General features: G+C 36.9%; 18 protein-coding genes and 1 tRNA gene. 14 read left to right on the top strand and 5 right to left on the bottom strand.

The window, feature by feature from the left end:
- The first annotated feature begins 93 nt into the window (after positions 1–93).
- From SOM16_RS16895 to SOM16_RS16880, 4 genes are all read left to right on the top strand, one after another.
- Positions 94–2,475 (top strand): ABC transporter permease, encoded by a 2,382-nt coding sequence (locus SOM16_RS16895; protein WP_320465174.1) that lies wholly within the window; start codon positions 94–96, stop codon positions 2,473–2,475.
- A gap of 300 nt (positions 2,476–2,775) precedes the next feature.
- On the top strand, positions 2,776–5,175 hold the full coding sequence (locus SOM16_RS16890) for an ABC transporter permease (RefSeq protein ID WP_320465173.1): 2,400 nt from the start codon (positions 2,776–2,778) through the stop codon (positions 5,173–5,175).
- A gap of 461 nt (positions 5,176–5,636) precedes the next feature.
- Entirely contained in the window at positions 5,637–8,060 is a 2,424-nt protein-coding gene (locus tag SOM16_RS16885) for an ABC transporter permease (RefSeq protein ID WP_320465172.1), read from the top strand.
- A gap of 573 nt (positions 8,061–8,633) precedes the next feature.
- A complete protein-coding gene (locus SOM16_RS16880; protein ID WP_320465171.1) occupies positions 8,634–9,320 on the top strand; it encodes an ABC transporter ATP-binding protein in 687 nt (228 codons plus the stop codon).
- On the opposite strand, the gene SOM16_RS16875 is transcribed toward SOM16_RS16880, so the two are convergent.
- Positions 9,317–10,417, bottom strand: a complete 1,101-nt coding sequence (locus tag SOM16_RS16875) for an L-dopachrome tautomerase-related protein (RefSeq protein ID WP_320465170.1) — start codon at positions 10,415–10,417, stop codon at positions 9,317–9,319. The two genes, SOM16_RS16880 and SOM16_RS16875, sit on opposite strands and share 4 nt — an antisense overlap.
- 80 nt (positions 10,418–10,497) lie before the next feature.
- Between SOM16_RS16875 and SOM16_RS16870 the strand changes: the two genes are divergently transcribed.
- From SOM16_RS16870 to SOM16_RS16835, 8 genes are all read left to right on the top strand, one after another.
- A complete protein-coding gene (locus tag SOM16_RS16870) occupies positions 10,498–11,295 on the top strand; it encodes a helical backbone metal receptor (protein WP_320465169.1) in 798 nt (265 codons plus the stop codon).
- Positions 11,296–11,356: 61 nt separating this feature from the next.
- Positions 11,357–11,659 (top strand): hypothetical protein, encoded by a 303-nt coding sequence (locus SOM16_RS16865; protein ID WP_320465168.1) that lies wholly within the window; start codon positions 11,357–11,359, stop codon positions 11,657–11,659.
- A gap of 311 nt (positions 11,660–11,970) precedes the next feature.
- Positions 11,971–12,052 (top strand) — tRNA-Leu (locus tag SOM16_RS16860).
- Between the two features lie 171 nt (positions 12,053–12,223).
- Positions 12,224–13,573, top strand: coding sequence for a trigger factor (gene tig / locus SOM16_RS16855; RefSeq protein ID WP_320465167.1), 1,350 nt, complete (start codon positions 12,224–12,226; stop codon positions 13,571–13,573).
- A gap of 72 nt (positions 13,574–13,645) precedes the next feature.
- Complete coding sequence (locus SOM16_RS16850) at positions 13,646–14,002, top strand: four helix bundle protein (RefSeq protein ID WP_320465166.1); 357 nt, start codon at positions 13,646–13,648, stop codon at positions 14,000–14,002.
- A gap of 152 nt (positions 14,003–14,154) precedes the next feature.
- Positions 14,155–14,862 (top strand): ATP-dependent Clp endopeptidase proteolytic subunit ClpP, encoded by a 708-nt coding sequence (gene clpP / locus SOM16_RS16845; RefSeq protein ID WP_320465165.1) that lies wholly within the window; start codon positions 14,155–14,157, stop codon positions 14,860–14,862.
- On the top strand, positions 14,816–16,084 hold the full coding sequence (gene clpX / locus SOM16_RS16840; RefSeq protein WP_414692267.1) for an ATP-dependent Clp protease ATP-binding subunit ClpX: 1,269 nt from the start codon (positions 14,816–14,818) through the stop codon (positions 16,082–16,084). The genes clpP and clpX overlap by 47 nt, the downstream gene beginning before the upstream one ends.
- A gap of 94 nt (positions 16,085–16,178) precedes the next feature.
- Entirely contained in the window at positions 16,179–17,042 is an 864-nt protein-coding gene (locus tag SOM16_RS16835; protein WP_320465163.1) for an AMP nucleosidase, read from the top strand.
- Between the two features lie 308 nt (positions 17,043–17,350).
- Here the strand turns inward: SOM16_RS16835 and SOM16_RS16830 are convergent, their stop codons facing one another.
- Positions 17,351–18,013, bottom strand: coding sequence for an ATP-binding cassette domain-containing protein (locus SOM16_RS16830; protein ID WP_320465162.1), 663 nt, complete (start codon positions 18,011–18,013; stop codon positions 17,351–17,353).
- A gap of 389 nt (positions 18,014–18,402) precedes the next feature.
- Positions 18,403–19,263: a sigma-70 family RNA polymerase sigma factor gene (locus tag SOM16_RS16825; RefSeq protein ID WP_010601359.1), complete on the bottom strand. Its 861-nt coding sequence runs from the start codon at positions 19,261–19,263 to the stop codon at positions 18,403–18,405.
- A 420-nt stretch (positions 19,264–19,683) separates the two neighbouring features.
- Between SOM16_RS16825 and SOM16_RS16820 the strand changes: the two genes are divergently transcribed.
- Both SOM16_RS16820 and SOM16_RS16815 read left to right on the top strand, forming a co-directional pair.
- Positions 19,684–20,229: a DUF2975 domain-containing protein gene (locus SOM16_RS16820; RefSeq protein ID WP_320465161.1), complete on the top strand. Its 546-nt coding sequence runs from the start codon at positions 19,684–19,686 to the stop codon at positions 20,227–20,229.
- Between the two features lie 12 nt (positions 20,230–20,241).
- Positions 20,242–20,448 (top strand): helix-turn-helix transcriptional regulator, encoded by a 207-nt coding sequence (locus SOM16_RS16815; RefSeq protein WP_320465160.1) that lies wholly within the window; start codon positions 20,242–20,244, stop codon positions 20,446–20,448.
- A 98-nt stretch (positions 20,449–20,546) separates the two neighbouring features.
- Here the strand turns inward: SOM16_RS16815 and clpB are convergent, their stop codons facing one another.
- Complete coding sequence (gene clpB / locus SOM16_RS16810) at positions 20,547–23,147, bottom strand: ATP-dependent chaperone ClpB (RefSeq protein ID WP_320465159.1); 2,601 nt, start codon at positions 23,145–23,147, stop codon at positions 20,547–20,549.
- A gap of 151 nt (positions 23,148–23,298) precedes the next feature.
- Positions 23,299–25,962 carry an alpha-L-rhamnosidase gene (locus SOM16_RS16805; RefSeq protein WP_320465158.1) on the bottom strand — a complete coding sequence of 888 codons (2,664 nt, stop codon included), beginning with the start codon at positions 25,960–25,962 and terminating at the stop codon, positions 23,299–23,301.
- Positions 25,963–25,965: the final 3 nt, after the last annotated feature.

Here is a 25,965-nt window from a genome sequence, read left to right as displayed (position 1 = left end):
AAACTTCTAATCCTCTAAACCGTTACTTCATGGCCCTGCACAGTCTTGCTACTTGCTACTAACTACCTGATACTATATATTAAATACTAAAAAATGTTCAGACTCAACTTAAAAATAGCCATTAGAAACCTTTGGAAAAACAAGGGATTCACTTTAATAAATATTGGCGGACTTGCGATTGGCATGGCTTGCTGTTTGATGTTGCTGCTTTATGTAAATTACGAGTGGAGTTATGATAAGCAATTTAAAAATCCGGATAAAATATATTTTGCCAAATTAAAGTTAAAATTTAACGGAGAATTGATCACCACAGGTGCTGTTCCTTACAAATTAGCCAAATCGGCTTTGGAAGAAATTCCTGGGATACAAAATGCCGCAAGATTATCCATCAATAATGGGCAACAACTCTATAGCAATAAGGAAAATAAATTTAAACTTCATTCAATTTTTGTAGATAAATCTTTTATAAAAATACTCAGTTATAAATTTCTTTATGGCAATTCGGCAACAGCGCTTGATGAGCCGGGTTCGGTAATCATCACCTCAACCACAGCTAAAAAGCTGTTTGGAAGTGAGAATGTTGTAGGGCAAAGTGTTAAATGGGATAATCAGAGAACACTTAAAGTTGCTGCTGTGGTAGAAGATCTTTCAAAAAATCAAACTATACAATTTGACGTTTTGCATCCCTGGGCTTTTTTCGAACAAATAGAGCCAGAAATTCCGGCTACAGGTTGGGGAAGTATAGATTGTGCTACAATATTTCAGTTAAAAGATAACGTTGTACTTAAAGATGTTAATTCAAGATTAAAGAATTTTATCGTAAATAAAAATCCACCAATGAAGGCTTATGTTTACGAACCATTTCTTTTTCCTTTTAGTAAATCACATTTGTGGGATGAGTTTAAAAACGGTGAAGTTGTTGGAGGTAAAATTGATGAGGTAAGATTATTTGCAATTCTCGGTCTTTGTGTTTTACTTATTGCATGTATCAATTACATGAATCTATCTACTGCGAGGTCTGAAAAACGAGCAAGAGAAGTTGGCGTTAGAAAAGCATTGGGATCAGCAAGAAGTACACTCATCAGCCAGTTTCTTTTAGAATCTATTATTCTCTCTTTTTTGGCGGTAATGATTGCATTTGTATTGTTAGAAGTTTTTCTTCCATATTTTAATAACCTGCTTGATATTAATATTTTTATAGACTACAGTTCCTTTATCTTTTGGATTGTTTTAGTTAGTCTGGCGCTTTTAACAGGTTTTTTAGCAGGAAGTTACCCTGCGTTTTATCTATCCTCCTTTATTCCTGTAAAAGTGTTAAAAGGTTTTAAAGGAAGTTCAGGTTCGCTTAGTATTAGGCGTCTATTGGTTATTTTGCAATTTAGCCTTTCCATTTGCATGATCATTTCGGCAATTGTTGTTTATAGTCAAATCCAATATTTAAAAAATAAACCTTTGGGTTTCGATCAAAATAATATGGTTCAACTGGATATTGAAGGAGAATTGAAGAATCATTCCAGACTGGAGGCTTTTAAAGATAATCTCATTAAAAATGGTGCAATAATATCTTCAACCGAGTTTGCGGGTAATTTCACTGGTGGAGGCTCAATTACAGGCGATTTAAGTTGGCCCGGTAAAGCTGCAAATGATAACGCTATTATAAATTATAGAAGTACAGGCTTTGATTATACAAAAACCATTGGAACAAGAGTTATTGCAGGGAGAGATTTATCGGCTAAATTCCCCGCAGATACCATTACCTCGGTATTATTAAATCAAACTGCTGTTAAGCGGATGAGCTTGAAAAACCCGGTTGGAACAATTCTGAAGTGGGGTGATAATCCACCTTTGACAGTCGTAGGCGTAGTGCAAGATTATTTTAATGAAAGTTTAGGTAGGGTGGTTGAACCGACTATTTTTTACTATAATGTTAAAAAGAGTTCTGTTTTATTATTGCGATTAAACCCAAACCAGTCGCTTAGCACTTCCATTCAAGCAATAAAGAAAATCGGTGAGCAATTTAATCCGGCCTATCCCCCTCAAATCACTTATGTTAATGATGGGATGAAAGAAAAGTTGCAAAGTGAAAAATTGCTTAGCGTACTTTCTAATATTTTCGGAGGTTTTGCCATCTTCATTTCTTGTCTTGGCCTGCTCGGACTAGCGCTTTATATGGCAGAGCAACGGAGCAAAGAAATTAGTATCCGTAAAGTTTTAGGGGCTAATTTATCTGATATCCTTGTCCTGCTGAATAAGGATTTTATGAAACTGGTAATCATCTCCAACATTATTGCCATTCCGGTAGCTTACTTTTTAGTTAACCATTGGCTGCAGAAGTATGATTACAGAATTGCCATCAATCCATGGCCATTTATATTGGCACTATTGGCTTCTGTAGTTATTGCTGTGCTAACCGTAAGCCTCCAAACTTTTAAAGTGGCAAAAGCGAATGCTGTTGATGCGCTGAAATATGAATAGGGCGAAAAGGGTTAGAGAAGAGGTGAAAAAAGGAGGGGAGTAGGTTAGGAAAAAGGTTAGTAGTTTAGGGAAGAGGTTAGGGTTGAGTTTGCAATTACAAACTAACCACTCCATTCTAACCCATAACATTCCGGCCCTACCCAGTCTTGATATTTGATATTAAAAACTTGCAACTATGATCTAATCATTGCTAAACTTCTAACCCGTTAACCCAATAAATCCTTAACCCTGTCCAGTCTTGATACCAGATACTAACTACCTGATAATATATACTAAGTACTAACGACCTGATACTAAAAAATGTTAAAACTCAACTTAAAAATCGCATGGCGGAACCTTTGGAAGAACAAGGGTTATACTTTTATTAATGTGCTTGGTCTTTCCATCGGGATGGCGAGCTGTATTCTGATTTTTATTTTTATCCGATACCAAATGAGTTTTGATGAGGATTTTAAAAATGAAGATAGAATTTATCGGATCACTACAAACTGGACTTCCGCAGATGGGTTTTATGAATCAGAAGGCGTACCAAAACCGGCACCGGCTGCTTTAAGAAACGACTTCAAAGATCAAATCGAAAAAGTGGGTGCCATTCGCCAGGATGGGGGGATCATAAAGGTGAAAGACGATGCTGGCAAAGAACGCGTTAAAATTCTGGAAGATGTTTTTTATGCTGAACCTGAATTTTTCCAAATCATGAGTTTTAATTGGTTGCAAGGCAATCCGGTTCAATCATTAAGCGAACCCAATACCGTGGTATTATCAAAAGAAATGGCCACAAAACTTTTCGGCAATTGGAATCAGGCTGTAGGTAAAACAATTAATTACCAGAATAGGGAAAATTTTAGGGTTACCGGCATTCTACAGGATATGCCAGAAAACAGCTCTTTTCCTATCAACATAGTGGTTTCTTATAAAACCTTTCAAGGGTATAAGGATGAGGAGTTTACAAAGTGGGGAAATACCTCTTCAAATGATCAGTGTTTTTTCTTATTAAAAAACGGCGTTTCAATTGAAGAGATTCGTAGTTTATTGCCAAAATTTTCGTCAAAATACTTTGAAAAAACTGCATCTTCGAAAGAAGAAATAAGTGTACAGGCACTCAATGATATTCACTATAATGAAAGTTTGGGGAATTTCGCAAATAAAACTGTTCCTAAAAAAGAACTTTACGGTCTGGCGATCATCGGTATATTTTTATTACTAACTGCCTGCATAAACTTTATAAATCTGGCTACGGCACAAGCAGTAAGCAGAAGTAAAGAAGTTGGTGTTCGGAAAGTAATGGGCAGTTTAAGGAAGCAATTGGTATTTCAGTTTCTTACCGAAACCCTAACGATAAGTGTATTTTCCTTGCTTGTTGCCTGTGTTTTAACGGAAGCTGCCTTACCTGGAATGAAGCGTTTGTTTAATGAAAACATTTCTTTCAGTATCATTCAACATCCTGTCATTTTTGTATTTATGATTGGATTAGTCATTCTGGTCAGTTTTCTTGCGGGCTTTTATCCGGCAATGGTTATGTCGGGTTTTAGCCCCGCTCTGGCGATCAAAAATAAAATTACTGCAAATGCAGGAGGTTTAAGCTTACGCAAAGTGTTGGTTGTGCTTCAGTTTACCATTACCATTATTCTGATCATTGGTACGGTGGTAGTCTTAAATCAAATGAAATATACGAGAGAGAAACCATTGGGCTTTAATCCATCGGCTATAGCGATGGTAAGCGTCAGAAATGATAGCCTGAGTGTTTTAAAATACAATATTTTGCAGGAGCGGGTGTCAAAGATTCCAGGGGTGCTGCTCACCAGTTTTTGCCGCACACCTCCATCTTCCAGTAACAATAACGAAAGCAATTTCAAATATAATGGTACTGAAAGTGCAAACTTTCAGGTCAATACAAAACTTGCTGATGAGCATTATTTCAAAACATTTGGGTTAACTTTTGTTGCTGGAAGAGGCTTTTCTAAAAGCGATACCATCAAAGAACTGGTGGTAAATGAAACCACATTGAAAAAGCTAAATGTGGTAAATTTTAATGAAGCTTTAGGTAAACAGATCACCATATGGGGCAAAAAGGGGACTATTGTAGGTGTAGTAAAAGATTTTAATAACCTGAGTTTGCACGAGCCGATATCGCCAGTAGTAATCGCACCGATAAAAGAAAACTACCGTAACCTGGCTGTTAAAATGGATAGCAAACAGATCATGGCTATAATGCCGCAAATAGAAAAAATCTGGAATGAAACCTTTCCCGAAAATTTCTATAGTTCATCCTTTGTTGATGATGATATTAGTCAGTATTATGAGTTGGAACGTATTATGGGAACACTTTTTAAAGTTTTCGCTGGCGTAATTATTTTCATTTCCTTTATTGGTCTTTTCGGATTGATATCATTTGTAGCCACCCAGCGAACGAAAGAAATGGCCATTAGGAAAGTGCTCGGCGCATCAACTTTAGAATTAGTACGCATGCTAAATGGCACGTTTCTATTAATGGTTTTTCTGGCAAATGTAGTGGCCTGGCCGCTAGCATATTTATTAGTTTCTAAATGGCTGGCAACATTTACTTATCGAATCGAATTAAGCATCTGGCCATTTGTATTCGCCATGATTATTTCCATGTTGATTACTTTAATCACAGTAAGCTTTCGGTCTTTTAAGGCAGCCCGGGCAAATACTATTGATGCGCTTAAATATGAGTAGCGGGCGGAGATGGGTTAGGGATGATCTAATTGTTTAGGGTGGGTTAGCGTTGTTTAGATAGGTTAGCGGATTTTAAATATGAGTAGCGGCGGAGATGGGTTAGGGATGATCTAATTGTTTAGGGTTGGTGAGCATTGTTTAGATAGGTTAGAGGATTTAAAAATAGGAATAGACATTTTGATTTTAAAGATGATTCGATGTAAACTAAATTATGATAAGACAAAGAATAAAATTTATGCATTTATCAAATAAGCTCATCATTTATAAAGATGAAAACTTTACTCACGGTGAGGTCCTTAACTCGCTAACCATTAATCTATTCATTAAATTTTTAACCCAATTTTACCTAATCTTGATACTCGATACTAAAATACTTGATACTAACTACTCGCTACTAACTACCTGCTTCTAACTACTCGAACTTGATACTAACTACCCATTACTAATTACCCGATACTACGATGTTCAAACTCAACTTAAAAATTTCCTGGCGCAACCTCTTTAAAAATAAGGTTTATACAGCCATCAATATTGGCGGTTTAGCCATTGGATTAACTGCTTTTGTGTTAATGATGTTATATATTAATCACGAAGAAAGTTATGATACCTGGACGCCGGATTTAAAGAACGTTTATCAAATCCGCGAAAAACATGATTTTTCTACTCCTGATAACAAGGAGCATTGGCAAGATGCTACCGATAGTAGAATGGCCGCTTTGGTAAGAGAAAATATTCCACAAGCCATCTCGGTAACCAGGGTAGATCAGGAATGGGAATGGAATACTGGTTATTCAGTAAAGATTGATCATGCTGATCCAATAATGATTGAAAAAATTAAGGATGCAGACAGTAGCTTTTTCCGCGTGTTTAAATATCAGTTTTTGCAAGGTGATGCGCTAACTGCATTTAGTGCGCCAAAATCAATTGTATTAAAAGAAAGTGTTGCCAAAAGGCTCTTTGGTACAGATAAGGTTTTGGGTAGAACTTTAAAGATCGTATTGTGGAGGAGCGATCCCGGACAAGACCTAACCATCACTGGTGTAGTAAAAGAACCTGAAACGCCACAAACCGTAGGTTTTAATGCTATAATGAGGACGGGTAATAAGGATAAAGACCCAGATAATGTTACGGCCAAGCACTTTTGCCAGGTTTACGCCCGGATGAATGCAGGGGTAGATAGCATAGCGCTTAATAAAACGTTGCAAAATATTTACGTGAATGCTAAAAAAGCTGCATTTGCCAAAGAGAAGAGGAATTACAATGATTATTATAAAGACGGTAGAACGCCAGGGTTGATGGCAATACAATTAGCAGACGTTCATGCTAACCCATCATTAAAAATGAGCTGGAAAGATAAGTTGAAACCTGTAGTGGGTATTTCAGTTTTCTTACTATTAGTCTCGGTAATCAATTTTGTAAATCTGGCAACCGCTCAATCTGTTCAAAGGGCTAAAGAAGTTGGTGTAAAAAAAGTTTTAGGTGCTAACAAGCGTCAATTGCTTTTACAGTTTTTACTGGAATCTGCTCTGCAAAGCATAACCTCACTATTTTTATGTGTGGTGTTGGTTGAAGTAGTGTTGCCTTCATTTAATCAGAATTTTAATATCACATTAAGTTTTTGGCACAATGCCAGGTTATGGATGATGATTTCACAGTTAATCGTATTGTTTATTGTGGTTACCTTGCTGGCTGGCTTCTATCCTTCTTGGGTATTATCGAATTACAATCCGGTTTCTGTATTGAAGGGTAGTTACGGAAGTGGTTTAAAAGGAACCGCATTGCGCAATATGTTAGTTGTTTTTCAGTTTGTGATTTCCGTTACATTCATCATAGCCATCGGCGTGATGTACCAGCAAACAACATATGTAAGTAACAAAGATTTAGGGTTTGAGAAAGGAAATTTGATCAATATTAAATCTAACTACGAAGAAAAATTTGCTGAAAGGTTAAGAAAGGTGCCGGGAGTTAAATACGTTGCTACCACTACACAGGTGTTGGGAAATGCCTTCAATATACCAGAAGAGATTACTTATAAAGATAGCAAGGTGGCCTTAAATACCGTTACGGTAACTATCGATGCCTTGCCGGCGCTTGGCGTTAAAGTATTGGAGGGAAGAATTTTCGCTAAAGAATATAAACAGGATACCATAAATTCGGTAGTTATTAATGAAAGCGCGGCTAAATTGATCGATAAACATCCTGTTGGTAAAATGTATGATGTGAAGGGAGAAAACGAAAAATACACTTTTCAGATCGTTGGCGTAATTAAAGATTACCATAATGAAGGTTTTGATAAAACCGTTCTTCCAACCATTTATAAGGTTACTCATTTAGGGGGCATGTCTAGCACCAATAATTTGTTGGTTCGGTTTGATAATGTTAATAGTGGCGAAGTGATCAAAAAGATTGAGGCGGAATGGAAAGCCTTATATCCAGATTATCCAATGTCGTATGTTACGATGAAAGACTCATTAAATAAAATTCTGGAAGAGAATAACCGCTTCATGAACGTGATCATCCTGTTTAGCTTAATTTCTGTTTCACTCTCCCTGTTGGGCCTATTTGCATTGTCAACTTTTGTGGCAAAGCGCAGAACAAAAGAGGTAGCCGTTCGAAAAGTTTTGGGTGCATCTAACATCGAAATCATCAATCTGCTGAATAAATCCTTTTTAATTTTAGTGGTTGTTGCAAATCTGATCAGCTGGCCTATTGCCTACGTCCTGGTTAAAAAATGGCTAGACGGTTTTGCCTATCGGATAAATATGCCCATTTTTCCATTTTTTCTGGCAACCGCAGTTTCTATAATAATAGCTATTCTAACAGTAAGCATTCAGGCGAGAAAGGCTGCGATTGCTAATCCTGTTAAAGCACTTAAATATGATTAAAGGGGTATGGAAGAGGTTAGATGGGTTATAAGTTTCTACGAACGAAGCTTTAAATCAAAATATAGAAGAGGTTAGATGGGTTAGGATAGGTTATAAGTTTATACGAACGAAGCTTTTAAATGAAAATATAGAAGAGGTTAGATGGGTTAGGATAGGTTATAAGTTTATACCAACGAAGCTTTTAAATTAAAATATAGAAGAGGTTAGATGGGTTAGGATAGGTTATAAGTTTATACGAACGAAGCTTTTAAATGAAAATATAGAAGAGGTTAGAGGGGTAAGGATGGGTTATAAGTTTATACGAACAAAGCTTTTAAATGAAAATGTAGAAGAGGTTAGATGGGTTAGGATAGGTTATAAGTTTATGCTAACAAAGCTTTAAAATGAAAGTATGGAAGAGGTTAGATGGGTTAGAATAGGTTAAAGTTTATGCTAACAAGGCTTTTAAATGAAAATATAAAAGATGATAATTGATTTAGGCTACTTAGTCATATCCTTTCTAACCCCTAAACTCCTAACCTTCTAACCCCTTCTTAAACAATCTTGATACTAATTACTTGATAATAAAATAAAATGATAGAACTTAAAAACATCGAAAAATACTATTCCAGCAAAGGCATAAAACATTATGTGCTGCGCCATGTTACCACCACCATTAAACAAGGTGAATTTGTATCCATTATGGGGCCATCGGGTGCAGGCAAATCAACACTATTAAATATTCTGGGCATGTTAGAAGAGCCTACTTACGGCACCTTCGAATTCTTAAGTGAAGATGTAACCACGCTAAACGAGCGTAAGCGAATAGAACTTTACCGCAATCACATCGGCTTCGTTTTTCAGGCTTACCACTTGATTGATGAAATGACCGTTTACGAAAATATTGAAGCACCGCTACTTTACAAAAAAGTTGGGGGAGCGGAAAGAGCAAGCCGAATTGCTGATTTATTGGATCGCTTTAACATTGTTGCCAAAAAAGACTTGTTTCCGAATCAACTTTCTGGCGGGCAACAGCAATTGGTTGGAATTGCAAGGGCTTTAGCCGCCCAACCGTCCATTATCCTGGCTGATGAACCAACTGGCAACCTTCAATCTACTCAGGCTGAAGAAATTATGCAGCTGTTTCAAAAGTTAAATAAAGAAGATGGCATCACCATTATCCAGGTAACGCACTCCGAAAAAAATGCACAATATGGAACTCGGATTCTAAATATTGCCGATGGTGTGATCAAAGATGATATTGCGATTGCAGCTGTTTAAGGTAACTTAACTTTATATATCCGGTAAGGATAGTCTGTTCTGTCCTTACCATTATTGTATTTCTCCTGCCTGTTTAATTGCGAGCAACTCAGGTACAAATAGCCATCATCACCAATGCCAAAAGAATCGGGCCAGCTCAGCCTTTTATCAGTAACAAGTGTATGTAATTTACCATCCGGACTTACATATTTGATCGAATAATCTGGCGATGAGCTTAAAAAAATATTTCCTTTTTTATCAGCGATCATTCCATGGCTAACACCAGTTTCAGCAACCATTTCTACCGCATTACTGAGGTCATTCTCTGCCAATTTTGCATCAGCTAAAACCGCCGTTTTGATGCGATAAAGTTTAGTTTGATTAATAGCCCTGAAATAAAAATATTCATTATTTTTGGTCAGTGCTATTCCATTCACATTCGAACTGAATGGCTTTCCTGAATCATCAACCACATCCCGGTTGTCTAAATGCAGTACAAAATTTGGATCGGCCATTGTAGATTTATCCTTTTGAAGAACAATCCTTGATTTTCCGGTTTTCAAATCTAAAATTACGATGGCACTTAAACCTGGATCTGATAGATAAGCGAGTTGTTTATCATGGTCAACAACTACATCGTTTAACGCACTTCTGTCTTTTGGCAGATCTTCAAAATGGTAAACGCTCACCACTTTGTTATTGGTTAAATTGATTTGCAGTAACTTAAACTGACCATCTTTCTTTTGCGTTTGGCTGCCTCCAAAAATTGAAGCACTACCTGCTGGCTTGGAATCTAAGACCCAAAGAAAGTTATCGTTATCAGCATACAAATCCTGTACATTAACAAAATGGTTTTTAGTATCAATGGTGTCAACCTTATTCCATTCGCTATCTGGAAATGGTTTTCTTTGTCCATTCACTATTTCTGTTAACCCGTATAAATAAGGTTCACGTTTCGGAAAAGAGACAAATAATCGGTTAGTTTTAGCAGAAACAGTTACGCCTATAGGTTGATTTTTACCAGAAGATAAAACTTCGATAAGTTTAGATTCCTGAGCAAATAGTTTAACGTTTGATAAAATGCTAATCAGGAGTATAGTGGGAATTAGTTTTTTCATAAATAATGAATTAAGTAGCTCAAATAATAACTCTAAACCGAGGCTGAATGTTTTTCGACTGCTTAAGTTACCTTTGCGTTATGCATAAATCTTTTACCGATCAAATGGGGCGGGAGATGACAATCAGTTTTCCACCTAAAAGAATTATTTCTCTTGTACCATCGCAAACAGAATTGCTTTTTGATTTAGGCTTAGATCAAGAAATAATCGGTTTGACGAAATTTTGCATTCATCCGATAGAAAAGTTTGCCGGGCGTACTAAAGTTGGGGGCACTAAAAAGCTTAATATTGATTTAATAAAAGATTTAAAGCCAGACTTAATTATTGGAAATAAGGAAGAGAATACGCAAAGCGATATTGAAGAACTGTCTGGATTTTTTCCGGTTTGGATGAGCGATATTTTTACGTTGGATGATGCCATAAAAACCATTAGCCAGATAGGAGCATTGGTTGATCGGGAGCCAGAAGCAAGTTATCTTAATCACCTGATATCGGCGGGTTTTAATGATTTGAAAACACTTGCCGTGCAAAATAAAATCGACAAAAAGATTGCTTACCTGATTTGGCGTAAGCCATACATGGTTGCCGGAAAAAATACTTTTATTGATGATATTTTGCTCCTCAACGGGATGACAAATGTTGTTCAGCAAGATCGGTATCCTCAGATTACATTGGATGAACTGCAAAGTTTAAACTGTGAACTGATTCTGCTTTCTTCAGAACCATATCCTTTTGATTCCAAACATATTGAAGAAATTCAATCGGCTATTCCCGGCGCCAAAATTATGCTGGTTGATGGGGAAATGTTTAGCTGGTATGGGAGTCGTTTGGTAAAAGCGGTACAGTATTTTTTTGAATTTCAGAAGAAACTTTATTGAAAAATCCCGCAAGGTTTCCATAAATTGTCGCGTTAAACAACTTTACTTCGTTTTAGGTACTATGAAAAAAATACTTGCATTATCATTGTTTATCGCCATTTTTTCTGGCTGCACTTCTTTTAAAGATTCGAATACGGCAACCCAGGCAACTGCCACCGGAACTATTCAGAAAATAGGGGCAACTACTTTTCAATATGGTACCCACTTGCTAACAACCGAAAATAAAACTTTTGCCCTGAAAAGCAGCGCCATCAACCTGGATGAGTACATGAATAGAAAGGTTACCGTAAAAGGGAAGAAAGTTAAAGGCTATCCTTTAGATGGCGGGCCTGAATTTTTAGATGTAACCTTAATTAAGTTTTAAACAATTGATCTTGCTTTTTAGATGCTGCAGTTTCTGGAAATCTAAATTTTACCAGTAGCAAGATCATTGGTTAATTAAACCCGATTGCCGCGAAAAGCCCCGGTTTTTTCTACCGGGCTTGAAGCAAAAAGCGGGACTGCTGAAACCGACTAGCACCAAAACTGCTTTTCTGAATCATTTTAAATAAAATTTTTCTCGCTCTAAATTAATGACTTAGCTTTTTTGATTGAAAATAATAGATAAAATAAGTTGTATACCTTTTGATTATTCAATCTTGTTTCTATCTTTGCAGTCCTTACAAAATCCTAACTGCGGATGTGGCGTAATTGGTAGCCGCACCAGACTTAGGATCTGGCGCTTCACGGCGTGGGGGTTCGAGTCCCTTCATCCGCACTATAATGAAGCCGTTTTGAGTTAAATCGAAACGGCTTCGTTTTTTTTAAAAACATTGATTAACAAAAATTGATGTGCTGTTAAATTAGAAAGATATGTGCCATTTGTTTCAAATCTCATATCTTAAGATTCAAATCTGATCGCACATCTCAATACTCATATCTGAAAAAAATGGATATTACACAGGAAAAAACCGGCAACTTAAATGCTGTTGTAAAAATCAAAATCGCACCTGCCGATTATAGTGCTAAAGTAGAAAAGGCAATCAAAGACCAGGCTAAAAAAGCACAATTACCTGGTTTCCGTAAAGGGATGGTTCCACCTGCACACATTAAAAAAATGTATGGCAAAAGTATTCTGGTTGAAGAAGTAAACAACTTGTTAAACGATACTTTATCTAACTACATTGCTGAGCAAAAATTAGAGATTTTAGGTCAGCCTTTACCACAGTTAGAAAATGAGCGCGAATTTAAATGGGATAATACAGACGAATTCGAATTTGATTACGAGTTAGGCTTAGCGCCTGCTTTTGATGTAAATATTTCTTCTAAAGATCAATTTACTGAATATGTAATCAAAGCTGATTCCGAAACGTTAGAAAGCCGGATCAAAAATATTCGTCGCAGTTATGGTAAAATGACTAACCCTGAGGTAGCTGCTGAAGGTGATGTATTATATGCAGAATTGGTACAATTGGGTGCTGATGGTGCTGTTTTTGAAGGTGGAATTACCAATACGGCTACCTTGCGTTTAGATTTAATTAAAGACGAAGCCATTTTGAAAACCTTAGTGGGTTTGAAGAAAGACGATGTGGTAACCATCAATATCACGAAAGCGCTTGATGACAATGCTGCAGTTGCAAAAGCTTTAAATATTTCTGAAGAAGATGCTGCTGATTTGCAATCAGATTTCCAGTTGACAGTTAAAAATGTGAACCGTTTAGAGGAGTCTGATTTAAACCAGGAGTTTTATGATAAAATTTTCCCTGATGGTTCAGTAACGGATGAGGCTGCTTTCAGAGCAAAAATCACGGAAGAAGTGGAAGGCATGTTTAAACAAGATGCGGAACGTAAATTATCTAACGATATTTATGAAGACCTTTTGAAAAAACATACTTTCGAATTGCCAGATGAATTTTTACGTCGCTGGTTAAAAGCAACCAACGAAAAATTAACCGACGAAGAATTGGCTGAAGGTTATGATGATTTCGCTAAGAACCTTAAGTGGACTTTAATCGAAAATAAAATCATTAAAGATAACAGCATCGAAATTAAATATGAAGACGTTGTTCAGGCGGCTAAAGCGAAGTTAGATGCACAATTCAGGATGTATAGCCCAGCTCCACTTCCAGAAGATCAGTTGGCACAATATGCTGTTCAATTCTTACAGGAAAAAGAAAATGCAAACCGTGTTTTCGAAGAGGTGAAAGCCCTAAAAACTTTCGAACAAATCAAATCTATTGTTACGTTAGCACAAAAAGATATTGATTACGATAAGTTTGTGGAGATGGATAAAAAGTAGTTGGCAGAGGGCAGAGCGCTTTAAGCTTTGAATGCCATGATGTAAAATCAGTTTAAAATCTTAATTTGCCTGATGGCAAAATTTAGATTTCAAGACTTACTTATTTGGCAAAGAGCTATAATAGTAGGCAATAAGCTGATAGATATTTCTGAGAAATTAGAAGAATTGAAAAAATTTAGATTCGCAGAGCAGCTTCGAGGGGCTGCTCTTAGCGTATCTAATAATATTGCAGAAGGCTCGGGATCGAACTCTAATCCTGATTTCAAAAGGTTTTTAAACTATGCGCACCGATCTATTTTTGAAAATGCCAATATTCTACTGGTCTTAAATTTAAGATTATTAGTTTCTGACAAGGATCTGGCAGATTTACTAGAAGATTTGGATATTTTAGCCAGGATGATTTCCAGTTTTTCGAAGAGTTTAAAATAGGAGGTGCTATATTGTCAGCAAATCTGATGTGGTATACTCTTTGACTAACTGACTATAATTAAAATATTATTTATATTTTGGTTTTTTATTATTCAAGAAACTGTGGGGACAGGATATTCAAGCTCTATGCCCTCTGCTAAAAAACTCATAAAATGAACATAGATTCACAAGAATTCAGAAAATTTGCCGTTAAACATCAGGGAATTGGCGGTTTACACGTAGATAAATTTATTTCTCAGGCGAATGTAAATCCGCAGAGCATGACACCGTACATCATTGAAGAACGTCAGTTAAATGTTGCACAAATGGACGTGTTTTCGAGATTAATGATGGATCGTATTATCTTTTTAGGAGATGCGATTTATGATCAGAATGCAAACATCATTCAAGCACAGTTGTTGTTCTTGCAATCAACAGATGCAGATAGAGACATTCAGATCTATATTAACTCTCCGGGCGGTTCAGTTTATGCTGGTTTAGGTATTTACGATACAATGCAGTACATTCAGCCTGATGTAGCTACAATCTGTACAGGTATGGCAGCATCAATGGGGGCTGTTTTATTAGTGGCAGGCGCAGAAGGAAAACGGTCTGCATTACCGCACTCAAGAGTAATGATTCACCAGCCATCAGGAGGTGCACAAGGTGTGGCATCTGATATGGAAATCAACTTAAGAGAGATGTTAAAATTGAAAAAAGAATTATACGATATTATTTCAGAGCACTCTGGTCAAACTTATGATTGGGTAGAGAAAGCTTCAGATCGTGATTACTGGATGAGTGCTGAAGAAGCAAAAGGATTTGGTATGATTGATGAGGTATTATCGAGAAACGCAAGAAAAAATGGCGAAACAAAATAAAGAATCTCGTTGTTCATTCTGCCATTCTGGCAAGCATGAAACTTTAATGTTAATTGAAGGCATGGATGCATTTATCTGCGATAAATGTGTTACACAAGCCAATCAATTGCTTGCTCAGGAATTGGGTACGAAGAACACGAAAAATATTCAGGATGCAATCTCTTTGCTTAAACCCTTAGAGATTAAGCAACACCTCGATCAATATGTAATTGGCCAGGATGATGCGAAGAAAGTATTGTCTGTAGCCGTTTATAACCACTACAAACGTCTGAATCAGAAAGTAGATAAGGATGAGATTGAGATTGAAAAATCGAATATCATGTTAGTTGGTGAAACCGGAACGGGAAAAACGCTTTTAGCTAAAACCATTGCGAAAATTTTGCATGTACCTTTTTGTATTTGCGATGCAACGGTTTTAACTGAAGCAGGATACGTTGGTGAAGATGTAGAAAGTATTCTTACCCGTTTATTGCAGGCAGCTGATTACGATGTGGCTGCAGCAGAACGCGGAATCGTTTACATTGATGAGGTAGATAAGGTGGCCCGGAAAAGCGATAACCCATCTATAACACGTGATGTATCTGGTGAAGGTGTACAACAGGCATTGCTTAAAATCTTAGAAGGTACGGTTGTGAATGTTCCACCACAGGGCGGTCGTAAACACCCAGATCAGAAAATGATTCCGGTAAACACAAATAACATCTTATTTATTTGCGGTGGAGCATTTGATGGTATTGAGCGTAAAATTGCCAATCGCTTACGTACGCAGGCAGTAGGTTACAAAATAAAGAAAGATGATACCGTTCTAGATCTTAAAAACCTTTATAAGTATATTACACCACAAGATTTAAAATCTTTCGGATTAATACCTGAATTAATTGGTCGTATTCCGGTTCTTTCTCACTTAAATCCGTTGGATAAAGAGTCTTTACGTAATATCCTGACTGCACCGAAAAATTCGTTGATTAAGCAATATGTTAAGCTTTTTGCTTATGAAGAAGTTGATTTGGTATTTGAAGATGATGTATTAGATTTTATTGTTGATAAAGCAATGGAATATAAATTGGGCGCCCGTGGGTTAAGATCAATTTGCGAAGCCATTATGCTTGATGCGATGTTCGATACACCAACTCAAACAGATGTCAAGGAGTTGCATATCAATCTCGATTATGCGATAGAAAAATTTGAAAAGGCCGACTTTAAAAAGTTACAAGCCGCATAAAAATCAAATCCTTCCCAAGTATCGGGAGGGATTTTTTTTAATATAATAATTGTTAACGCTAAGCGCCTGGCGCTATGCTCAAAGCTATTGAATTATGAATGAAGAAAAAGACGTTAAGAAAGATGAGGCCATCGTAGAGAAATCAAAAAAAGTGAAAGAGGTAGAAAGTCCGGTTAAATCTGGACTGAAATCTAAAGACGAGATTGTGAAAAATTGGCTGCCCAGATATACCGGGCGTCCATTGGATCAATTTGGTGATTATATTTTGTTAACAAACTTCAGCAAATATGTAAGCATGTTTTCTGAATGGAATGACAATGCACCAATTATGGGTTTAGATAAACCTATGCAAAGTGTTACGGCAAATGGAATCACCATTATCAACTTTGGGATGGGAAGCCCGCTGGCGGCAACCATGATGGATTTGTTAACCGCGATTATGCCAAAAGCCGTATTGTTTTTAGGTAAGTGCGGCGGTTTGAAGAAGAAAAACCAGTTAGGTGATTTAATCCTTCCTATTGCAGCAATCAGGGGAGAGGGAACATCAAATGATTATCTTCCGGCAGAGGTTCCTGCATTACCAGCCTTTGCGTTACAAAAGGCGATATCCACTACCATTCGTGATCATGGAAGAGATTACTGGACGGGAACCTGTTATACCACTAACCGCAGGGTTTGGGAGCATGATAAAGAATTTAAGAAGTATTTGAAAACCTTAAGGGCTATGGCGGTTGATATGGAAACAGCCACCGTTTTCACCACGGCTTTCGCAAATAAAATTCCTGCCGGTGCATTATTATTAGTTTCAGATCAACCTATGATTCCGGAGGGTGTGAAGACAGCTGAAAGTGATAGCAGTGTTACGGAGAAATATGTAGAGACACATTTAAGAATCGGGATCGATTCATTAAAACAATTGATTAATAACGGCTTAACAGTAAAACATTTGTTGTTTTAATTGTTGCTGCACTAATATTTAAATAAATAGTATAAGATCGGAATGCCGGTCTTTTTTTATGCGCAAAATAAGTGTTGAATCGAGAGCAGGTGTAATTGCGTTCGGTCTTTGCGCCACCGGCCATTGTGTATCTATCGGTTTGTTGTCTAGCCAACGGGGAAAACAGCGTAAATAGATTGAGATAAGGTTGCTTGGTGAAGACACAACTAATAGAATAATCCCTAAACAATAAACTGCCATTTAGCAATTAAGAATAATCCAGCCATTTTATTCGAAAGTTACAACAGGATACGTTCTTTTCGTTTTAGCTAATGACCAGGTAAATAGCCGTGAAGGATCAGGTCATCAGTGTTATTTATTTTATAATTGCATCCGTTGTGAAGTAATATAATTCTGTCTGAAATATCCAGAATTGATTTGTAATAATGATCGGTCACAATGAATCCTTTAAATAGCTTCATATGATTGATGTGCTGCTTAACTTCATCTACTAATAGTGGTGCTAACTGTGAAAAGGGCTCATCCAGAAGTACAAAGTCAGCGTTACTGTAAATGATAATTAAAGCTTCTATGAGTCTATTCTCTCCTCCAGAAAAGTCCCGGAATTTCTTGTTTAAGTTTTCAGCAATAAAGGGGATTTGAACAATTGCTTCTTTATGCTTACTGCAAAAAACTGCTATTGCATCTTTTACTTTCAATTTATTTGGAATAAAGTTATGCTGTGTTAAATAAGCAATCTTTCCGGATGAGTAGCCTTTAGAAACGATTTCCCCATTCACTTTCAGATGTTTGAAATCAACATTCAGAATCCCAAATATTGCCTTTAATAAAGTCGACTTTCCGCAGCCATTTCTGCCTAACAAACCTACAACTTCACCAATTTTGCAATTCAGGTAAACTCCATTTAAAATTGCTTTTTCATTAAATCGGTGGGCAACGCTGTCAATAGATAATCCCTGCATAAAAGACATAAAATAACAATAAAGAAAAGGAAGAGCAGATCAAAGAATACAAGATTTAGAAATATTTTTCTAAAACTTAATCCCATATTTTTGTAGAAGATCGTGTGTTTGTGAAGAAAAAATCGCTCTATAATTAAGGAAAATCCCCAACTGATAGGTTTCATCAACAAGGCCATGGCGTATGGGCCTGGCTTTCCAGGCCCATCAATAATGAAGAAAATACCAACGATGATATCGACCAGAATATTCCAGAATACAATAGGTTTATAAACTATTATAGATTTTTTGAAGAGCTTAATCGACATATCTAAATGTATGGAAAAAACCTAAAAAGCCTGTAACCAAAAACGGATCGACAATTTGTCGATCCGTTTTTAGTTCAATGAAGGTAATAAGTATTACCCTAAGTATGATTTTAATATTTTACTTCTTGAAGTATGACGAAGGCGTTGAAGTGCTTTATCTTTAATCTGACGAACACGTTCGCGGGTTAAATTGAATTTCTCGCCAATTTCCTCTAAAGATAGTGGATGGTTTGAACCAAGTCCAAAGAACAATACAATAATTTCTCTTTCTCTTTCTGTTAAAGTAGACAGTGAACGCTTAATTTCTTCAGAAAGTGACTCATTAATTAATGAACTATCTGTATTTGGCTCATGGTTTTCCAATACATCTAACAATGTATTTTCCTCACCTTGAACAAAAGGTGCATCCATAGATACGTGACGACCTGAGTTACTTAAGGTATCAGAAATCTTATCAACCGTTGTTTCTAAAATATCTGCCAATTCTTCAGGAGAAGGTTCGCGCTCATATTCCTGCTCTAATTTAGAGAAAGCTTTACTGATCTTGCTTAGTGAACCAACCTGGTTCAATGGCAAACGTACAATACGACTTTGTTCTGCGATGGCTTGCAAAATGGATTGACGAATCCACCATACTGCATATGAAATGAATTTGAAACCTTTTGTTTCATCAAAACGTTTTGCTGCTTTGATCAAACCTAAATTTCCTTCGTTAATTAAATCGCCTAAGGTTAAGCCTTGATTCTGATATTGCTTTGCAACAGATACTACGAAACGCAAGTTTGTTTTTGTTAATCGCTCTAATGCAGCCTGATCGCCTTCACGAATCTTTCTTGCTAAAATTACCTCTTCCTCTGCTGTTATTAAATCTACTTTACCAATTTCGTGTAAGTATTTATCAAGTGATTGACTTTCACGGTTGGTTATGGATTGCGTTATCTTGAGTTGTCTCATTTATACGTTTTGTGTGCTCTTTAATTATTGAAGTGTGCAAAGTTACGAAATTGTACGCCAATCCGAAAGGATAAAATACTGAAAATGTTGCTGTTTGCACTTGTTTTTTACACTTTTACTTATAACAAAAATCATTCCAATAAAGTTTTTGACATAGTTCTAATCAGTAAATCCAAAATATTTGAATATTAATATATATTTATTGTATTTCAATAAATATATATTAATTTATAACTAAAATATTTTTTATTTTTGCTAATATTGTAATGTAAATTTGACGCTTAGTAGATAACTATTAGTTTGATGATAAAATTTTTATTTTTCTATTTAGTGTAAGTTCTTGCGCTGCTTATCTCATCTAAATAGATGACAAGAGTGGTCTGCTAAAATTATCAACTGAGTATTTAAAGAATTTAATACATGAAACTAATCTCAATAGACAAACCTGAAGAAAATAAATTAATTAGCATCAATATGAAAACACAACATCAAATTTTAGCTATAAAAACTGCCTACGTTATTACGCTCGCAAGCGCATTATTATTGTCTTTCGATGATGCTGCACGTGGCTTTAGGGACGGTTATAATGCTGCAGGTAATCCAGGTAAAAGTAGCTTAACGGAAGTGATTTTATCGTTATTAATCTGCTTTTTTACGCTAAGGGTGTTGGTGTACCTCTATCATTTCATCAACTCTGTACAAAACGGAAAAGTGTTTAACGAAGAAAACGCAAGCCGATTAAGCAGAATGGGGTACTACTGTACCATTATTCCATTCTTGCTGTTTGGCTTTAATCTGATAGGCTATTTAAACGAAGTGGGTAATAAAACTTTGGGAATAAGCGATATCATTAAACACGTCGACTTTGAGATATGGCTGCTCATTTTTGGCTTAACACTCCTCACTATTGCTTTTGTTTTCAAAAAAGGTATAATCATAAACCAGGAAAACGAACTGACCATTTAAATCACATTCCTTATGCCAATAATTATAAATTTAGATGTGATGCTTGCCCGAAGGAAAATGTCGCTTACTGAACTCAGTGAACGGGTAGGCATTACCATGTCTAATTTGTCTATTTTAAAAACCGGTAAGGCTAAAGCAGTTCGATTAGAAACGCTCGAATCCATTTGCCGGGTTTTAGAATGCCAGCCAGGAGATATATTAGAGTTTAGAATAAATTAAGCCGGGTAAAAAAACCTGAAATTATTTTCTTTGAGCCTATTCCAAAAAAAAGACTCTGATCACGTTAATTAATCAGAGTCTTTTTGATACTTAAAAATTTAATCCTGTTTTTGGTTCAGAAAAACAAAGTTATGATCGAACATATCTAACTTAATTTTGCTTTCTTTATCTATTTTGCCAGCAAGAATTTCTTTAGATAGTTCATTCAAAATACGTTTCTGAATGACCCTTTTTAAAGGTCTTGCACCAAATTGGGGATCGTAACCTAACTGGGCTAACCAATCTAGCGCTTCATCACTGGCCTCCATTTCAATGCCCATCTCTGCCAGGGTTTGTTTTACCTGTTTAAATTGTAAGGCAACAATATTCCTGATTTCACTTCTGTTTAATGGCGTAAACATGATCAGTTCATCAATACGGTTTAAAAACTCCGGGCGAATGGTTTGCTTTAATACCTCAAAAAGTTCATTTTTAGTTTTTGCAATCACCTCATCGCGGTTCTCATCGCTCAGGTCTTTAAAATTATCCTGAATTAAATGTGCACCAATATTAGAAGTCATAATGATAATGGTGTTTTTGAAATTCACTGTTCTGCCTTTATTGTCAGTTAAACGGCCATCATCTAAAACTTGTAGCAGAATATTAAATACATCAGGGTGCGCCTTCTCAATTTCATCTAACAGCACTACAGAATAAGGTTTCCGTCTAACAGCTTCTGTTAGTTGTCCGCCTTCATCATAACCTACATAGCCCGGAGGCGCCCCAATTAAGCGGGAAACCGCATGGCGTTCCTGATATTCGCTCATATCAATCCGGGTTAAAGCATTTTCATCATTAAATAAAAATTCCGCCAATGCCTTCGCCAATTCCGTTTTACCTACACCTGTTGTACCTAAGAAAATGAATGAACCTATCGGTTTGCGCTTATCTTGCAAGCCTGCACGCGAACGACGGATGGCATCAGAAATGGCTTCAATTGCTTCATCCTGTCCGGCAACACGCTGGTGGAGCTCATCTTCTAAATGAAGCAATTTCTCGCGCTCGCTGGCAATCAGTTTAGTAACCGGAATACCTGTCCAACGGCCAACCACGCCAGCAATGTCATCTGCTGTCACCTCTTCTTTCAGCATGCGGCTATCCAACTGCTGACTTTCTAAATCGACTTTAAGTTTCTCAACCTGATCTTGGGCTTCTTTAATTTTCCCATAGCGGATTTCGGCAACCTTGCCATAATCCCCTGCTCGTTCAGCCTGCTCTGCCTCTAATTTATAATGCTCTATTTGCTCCAGCTGATTATTCACCGCATCTACCAGGTCTTTTTCGCCTTGCCATTTGGCTTTAAACTCATCACGCTCTGCTGATAAATTGGCAATTTCTTCAGATAATTCCTGAACTTTACGATCATCCTTTTCACGTTTAATGGCTTCACGCTCAATTTCTAAACGCATAATCTCCCGATCTAATGCATCAACATTTTCTGGCACACTATCCATCTCCATTCGAAGTTTTGATGCCGCCTCATCCATTAAGTCGATGGCTTTATCTGGCAGAAAACGATCGGCAATATACCGCTGACTCATTTCTACTGCTGCAATAATGGCTTCGTCTTTAATTCTAACTTTATGGTGTGTTTCGTAACGCTCCTTTAATCCACGGAGGATAGAAATGGCATCCTGGGTATCGGGTTCTTCGACCATCACCTTTTGGAAACGACGTTCCAATGCTTTATCTTTTTCTAAATATTTTTGATATTCATCTAAGGTAGTGGCTCCAATAGCCCTCAATTCGCCACGGGCAAGGGCTGGTTTTAAAATGTTAGCCGCATCCATCGCACCTTCTCCGCCGCCAGCACCTACAAGGGTATGAATCTCATCAATGAAAAGCACAATGTCACCATCACTCTGTGTAACCTCTTTAACCACTGCCTTCAAACGTTCTTCAAACTCACCTTTATATTTAGCGCCGGCAATTAAAGAGCCCATGTCTAATGAGAACACGGTTTTACTTTTCAAATTCTCTGGAACATCACCTTTGATAATTCTAAAGGCAATTCCTTCGGCTATAGCAGTTTTACCTACACCAGGTTCGCCAATTAAAATCGGATTATTTTTCGTCCTGCGGGATAAAATCTGAATTACCCGACGAATTTCTTCATCGCGACCGATTACCGGATCAAGTTTTCCGCTTTCTGCATATTCATTTAGGTTGCGTGCATATTTACTTAAAGCCTGATAAGTAGCTTCGGCATTTTGGTCAGTTACTCTATTATCGCCACGTAATTCAACAATGGCTTTTTTCAGGTCTTTTTCATTTACACCTTGCTCTTTTAAAAGTTTTGATGTGCTATCATTAACGCCTAAAAGTCCTAATAACAAGTGCTCTACAGATACAAACTCATCCTTAAATTCCTTCAAAAACGTTTGTGCCTTTTGCAATACGTTATTTGTATTTGATGACAAATAGACATTACTTCCACTTACTTTCGGGAATTTGGCGATCTCGGCATCCAAATTCTGGCTGAGGGAATTGAGATTAACATTTAATTTTTTCAGAACGTATGAAACTACGTTTTCATCAACAGTTAGCAAACCTTTAAGCAGGTGCGCTGTTTCAATAGCCTGCTGCTGATTGCCCTGAGCTATTTCAGAAGCCTGTTGAATCGCTTCCTGGGCTTTTATTGTATAATTGTTGAAGTTCATATTTTCCTTTGAATCAAAACAAATGCCATAGCGGTTTTGAATTTTGAATCGGAAATTTTGTCTGTATAAAGGATTTTTTAATGACTAAATTGCTGATAATAAGTAATTTGGGCTGAGTTTTTGTCTGTAATTGGGTAAAGTTGATCAAGTATTATATTGCCTCATGTTCTATTACATATTTCCCTGCTGGTAATTCAATTTTATTATTACTGATTTTTCCATTCACTTTAATTTGCATTTTGCGAACAATAGGTAGTTCCATACTTGCCGAAGAATTTGCCGGAATCGTGATGTTGTATCTGATGCCTTTTTCCGTTCTTTTCCACGCGCTTACAATTTCGCCGTAAGGCCCAACGTGGCTGGCTTCAAAAGCATTCAAACCATCCATAATATGCGGATCTAAAATCACATGTTTGAATCCTGGTTGCTTTTCATCAGGTTTAATGCCCCCGGGAGATTTATATAACCATGCACCGATTTCGCCGAACATAATATGATTCATCGAGATATCAGATTTTGCATCAATCGGCCAGTTCTCGTATAAGGTAGTGGCGCCATTCTCCATCCACCAACCCCAGCTCGGATAGGTTTTTTGAGCTGCTATTTTATATGCCCAATTGCTGTAGCCATTCTCGCTAAGGGCATTCAAAATTGCTTTTGTTCCTAACAATCCTACGTCTAAATGAAAACCGTCGGCCGCTACCCGTTTTGCCAGATTTTCGGCAACCAGGGCAATAGATTCTTCAGGAACAATTTTCCAATACAGTGGAACACTCATTTCTGTTTGGATGCCGGAAGCGTAAATGCCAGTTGATTTATTTAAATATTTAGTGTTGAAAGCCTTTTTTATTTTTTCTGCCAGAGCAGTGTACTTTTCGTAATCCGCTTTTTTACCAAGAATATTAGCTGCTTTAGCTAAGATGACGACATCAGCATAATAATAGCAGGTTGATGTTAATTCTACAGGTGATTTTGATTTGACCGGAATCCAGTCTCCCAACCCCCAATCCGTTAATCCCGAAGGGTAATTTTCATCAATATGATTGACATATTTTCTAATGTTTTCATAGCAATTAGCCAATAATTTTTGGTCACCATAAAATAGATAAATATTCCATGGGATGATGGCAATGGTACTGGTCCAATCGGGGCCATTTCCCCATTCATAACCCCAGCCATCTGTAGGAATGATTGATGGAAGAACCCCATTTGGTTGTTGTTCATCCTGGTGATCTGCCAGCCACTTTTCGTAGATTGTAATGCCATCGAAACCATAAAGGCCTGTTTCAATTGCAATCTGGGCATCTCCCGTCCAACCATTTTTTTCCCGCTGAGGGCAATCAGTAGGGTAGCCAAAAAGATTTGACAGGTAAGAATTATTGGTGGCGGAATAAATCTTATTGATGATGGCTTCAGACGATTTTACCGCTCCCGAAACCGGAACATCACTGTGCATAAAATAGCCAACGAGATCCTCTTTTTTAAGGTTAATAGGCATTGACGTGGTTACTTCTATATATTGAAAACCTTTATAATTAAAATGAGGCATAAAACTTTGCCTGCCTTTCCCATTTAAAATTAAAATATCAGTTTGAAATGGATCTTTGTTGTCAGTAGGGCGATAATGCGCGTCAATATTAGAAATGTCCAATCTTCCATTTGGATATAAACGTTCGCCATGTTTTAATTTAACCACTGTTCCGGCTGGGCCAGTTAAGGTAATTTCACTCACTCCAGAAATATTCCTTCCTAAATCGAAAAGATAAGTAGTGTCATTAATTTTTTTTAATGTTTTTGACGTAATTTCTTCAACATTACGAATGGGATGTAGCGCCTGAGCTACAATATTTCTGGATGGCGCAGAACGATTAATAACCCCTTTCCAATCTTTGTCATCGAAGTTTGCGGTATTCCACCCAGGTTTTTCAAGCCTGGCATCATAATGTTCGGCGGTATAAATACTGTTGAAAACAATCGGACTTAAAGCAGTTTTCCAGTCCTTTCCAGATTTGATCGTTTCTACTGTTCCATCTTCATAAGTGATTCTTACATCAAGACAAAAAGTAGGCCTGTTACGCCAAGGTGCCCGATCGAAATCCCAAACGGCAGTAGATTGATGGTTGTACCAACCATTTCCTAAAAGTACGCCAATTGCATTGTTACCCTGATTAATTTCATTTGTAACATCGTAAGTAACATATAAGGTTCTCCTGTCGAAACGAGTGTACATCGGGTCCATACGATGGTTGCCTATCCTTTTTCCATTGATTGATAACTCATATAAACCTGCAGCAGCAATATATGCTCTGGCCGATTTCACTTTTTTTGAAGTATTAAAAGTATTCCTGAAGTAGGGGGCAGGTTTAAGCTTTACGTTTTCATTATCTGATATCCATGAACCTTGCCAGTTGCTTATGCTCATCATACCCGTTTCAAAGCTCGCTATTTTACCGAAGCTTTTCTGGCTACTATTGGTTACGTCTACCCTCCAGAAATATTTAGTAAAAGGTTTTAGTGGAAGTCCAGAATAAATTACAAGATTGCGATCTGATTTGATCCAGCCAGTATTCCATGAATTGGCTTTTTCTTTTATTAACACTGTTGAATCAACATCCACTAAAATACGATACTTTGTTTGCTTTGCGCCCTGGCTATCATCATTCATTTGCCAGGTAAAACGAGGTTGAGCGTTATCTAAACCAATTGGTTGCGTCAGATATTCGGTTTTTAAAGCTTTTAATGATTGTGCTCTTGCATTTAAATCGAGGAATATAAATAGGAGCAGTGTGAATATTTTAAGGAAATTAAATCTCATAGT

Source organism: Pedobacter sp. CFBP9032 (genome assembly GCF_034045265.1).
GTDB lineage: Bacteria > Bacteroidota > Bacteroidia > Sphingobacteriales > Sphingobacteriaceae > Pedobacter.
Note: the sequence above shows the minus strand (reverse complement) of the source record. Positions and strands in the feature narration are given on the sequence as shown.